The sequence below is a fragment of the Phenylobacterium sp. genome (assembly GCF_024508875.1).
In the GTDB taxonomy this organism is placed as follows: Bacteria; Pseudomonadota; Alphaproteobacteria; order Caulobacterales; family Caulobacteraceae; genus Phenylobacterium.
Map to the genome: position 1 here is coordinate 1 of NZ_JANINU010000269.1, position 2,618 is coordinate 2,618.

Sequence of the window (2,618 nt, forward strand, 5' to 3'; positions counted from 1 at the left end):
TACGACCCGGTCGTGCGCAAGCACGTCGAGTTCAAGGAAGGCAAGATCAAGTAGGTCGACCGACCCACTGGTTTCGCATGAAGACGCCCGGCCTCACCGCCGGGCGTTTTTCGTTGCGCCTACCGGATCGGGCGCACGGTCAGCCGGTACGGGATGTAGATGGCCAGATCCAGTGGTCCGGCCTGGTACCAGGACACCGGCAACTGCAACCCCTGCACCTCCACGCCGTAGCCGTCCCCGAACAGCGTCGCCATGCGGCGAGCGTCCTCCGCGACGAGCCGCGCGACCTCCGGCCGGTACTGGCTCGGATTGACGAGCGTCAGTTGCCAGTCGTTCGGCAGCAGGATTTCCGTGCGGCCGACCTTCGGCGTGCGCTCGGCGAAGGTCTCGATCCGCCCTGTCGCCGAGTCGAAGGTGTCGTCCGCTGACACCGCCGTCTTCACGATCACGGTGGCGCTGCTGGTGTCGGGCTTTGCCACCTTGACGATCACGCTGTCCAGCATGGTCTCGTCGAAGTCGCCCAGCACCTCCTCGCCGACGGCCAGGGCGATATGCTTGTCCTGGGCGGCGGCCTTGATCATGTTCCGCAGCGTCGCCTTTAACTCGCTCTTGCGCTGGCTCTCATCGCGGGTGTCGCAAACGACCGTCACCGCCGTGATGAGGTTATCGGCCCGCTTGCGTAGCGTGACCTGCGGCGTCTGGTTTGCATCGTACTCGCTCAGCCGGCTGCCGGTGACGACGATCTCCTCCACGCCCTGACCCGTAGCCGGCGAGCAGATCGCCAAGGCCAAACCCAGCGCGGCAACCACGGATGATCTCATGTGGAACTTCCTCCCTGGCGAGCAGCCTAAGAAGGAATTCGGCCGACGGCTACGCCGCCCGGGCGATGACCTTGTTGCGGCCGCTGGACTTGGCTTCGTAGACGGCCTCGTCGGCGCGCTTGAGCAGGGCGTTGGGGGTGTCTTCCGAGCCCGAGCTGGTGGCCACGCCGATGGAGATGGTCACCGACAGCAGCTCCTCGCCGCCCATGACCCGGAACGGGGCGCCGGCGGCGTGCAGGCGGATACGCTCGGCGATGCGGCGCGCGTCCTCCAGCTCGGTGTCGGGCATGACAACGACGAACTCCTCGCCGCCCAGCCGCACCGGCAGGTCGATGGCGCGCACGTTCGAGGCCAGGCGCACGGCGAACTCGGCCAGCACCTCGTCGCCCACGTCGTGGCCGAAACTGTCGTTCACCCGCTTGAAGTGGTCGATGTCGATGACCAGCAGCGAGACGGGCTCGCCGCCCTGGTTCGCCCGGCGCACCAGCGCTTCGAGCTGGCCGGTCATGTAGCGGCGGTTGTGCAGGCCGGTGAGCTGGTCGGTGACGGCCAGTTCCAGCGAATGGTCCAGGTTCGAGCGCAGGTAGTCGGTGTAGCGCTTGCGGCGGATCTGGGTGCGCACCCGCGCCGCCAGCTCGCCCGGATCGATGGGGCGGGCCAGGATGTCGTTCACGCCGATCTCGAGGGCCTTCACGGCCTTCTGGCGCTCGTCGAAGTCGGCGATGGCCAGCACCGGCAGGCTGCGGGTCGCCTCGTCCGAGCGGAGCTGGGCGGCGAAGCGCAGGCCGTCGAAGGCCTTGGCGTTGGCGTTGACGATGACCAGGTCCACCGGCCCGCGCGCGGTCAGCACCGCCTTGTAGGGCTCGGTCTCGACCACCGGGCGGTGCTCGACGGACAGTTCGGCGGCCACCCGCTCGGCCTGGCGCTGGTTGTCGTCGACGATCAGAATGCGCCCGCCCGAGCCGCCCAGGCGCGAGGCGGCGCCGGCAATCACGCCCATGCGGCGGCCCGAGGCCTCGCGGTCCCGCAGTTCGTCGATCACCGCCTTCAGGCGGGTCAGGCTGCGCACGCGGGCGAACAGCATCACGTCGTCGATGGGCTTGGTCAGAAAGTCGTCGGCCCCGGCCTCCAGCCCCGCCACGCGGTCGGCGCGGCCGTCCAGGGCGGTGACCAGCACCACCGGGATGTGGCGCGTGGCGGGGTCGTCCTTTAGGCGGCGGCAGACCTGGAAGCCGTCCATGCCGGGCATCATCACGTCCAGCAGGATGATGTCGGGCTGTTCGGACGCGGCGATGGCCAGGGCGGTCGGGCCGTCGTTGGCGGTCAGCACGTCGTAGTACTCGGCCGACAGCTTGGCCTCGAGCAGGCGGACGTTCGATTCGATGTCGTCGACGACCAGGATCCGCGCGCTCATGACTAGTTGAGCAGCCGCTTGATGGTGTCGAGGAAGTGGCTGACCGATATCGGCTTGGAGATATAGGCCTCGCAGCCGCCCTCCCGGATCCGCTCCTCGTCGCCCTTCATGGCGAAGGCGGTGACCGCGACCACGGGGATGTGGGCCAGATCGTCGTCTTCCTTCAGCCACTTGGTGACCTCGAGGCCCGAGATCTCCGGAAGCTGGATATCCATCAGGATCAGGTCGGGCTTGTGCTCGCGCGCAAGCGACAGCGCCGCGAGACCTTCGCGGGTCTCGAGGGTTTCGTAGCCCTGGGCTTCGAGCAGATCATGAAAGAGCTTCATGTTCAGCTCGTTATCCTCGACGATGAGGACCTTCTTGGCCATTCGGGACCCGACGCT

4 protein-coding genes are annotated in these 2,618 nt (G+C 67.6%); 1 reads left to right on the plus strand and 3 read right to left on the minus strand.

The features are described from left to right. On the plus strand, nt 1-54 hold a 54-nt coding region (rpmG, locus tag Q0L11_RS24710), incomplete at its 5' end, for a 50S ribosomal protein L33 (protein WP_367183462.1). Nucleotides 55-119: 65 nt separating this feature from the next. Here the strand turns inward: rpmG and Q0L11_RS18605 are convergent. From Q0L11_RS18605 to divK, 3 genes are read right to left on the minus strand one after another with little or no spacing between them, the layout of a single operon-like run. Then, nucleotides 120-821 carry a hypothetical protein gene (locus Q0L11_RS18605; RefSeq protein ID WP_296599219.1) on the minus strand — a complete coding sequence of 234 codons (702 nt, stop codon included), beginning with the start codon at nt 819-821 and terminating at the stop codon, nt 120-122. A gap of 49 nt (nt 822-870) precedes the next feature. Further along, the gene (locus Q0L11_RS18610; protein ID WP_296599221.1) at nt 871-2,235 is read right to left on the minus strand and encodes a PleD family two-component system response regulator; all 1,365 of its coding nucleotides are present in this window, start codon (nt 2,233-2,235) and stop codon (nt 871-873) included. 2 nt (nt 2,236-2,237) lie between these two features. Then, nucleotides 2,238-2,603, minus strand: a complete 366-nt coding sequence (divK, locus tag Q0L11_RS18615) for a cell-cycle response regulator DivK (RefSeq protein WP_296599222.1) — start codon at nt 2,601-2,603, stop codon at nt 2,238-2,240. Between the last annotated feature and the right edge of the window lie 15 nt (nt 2,604-2,618).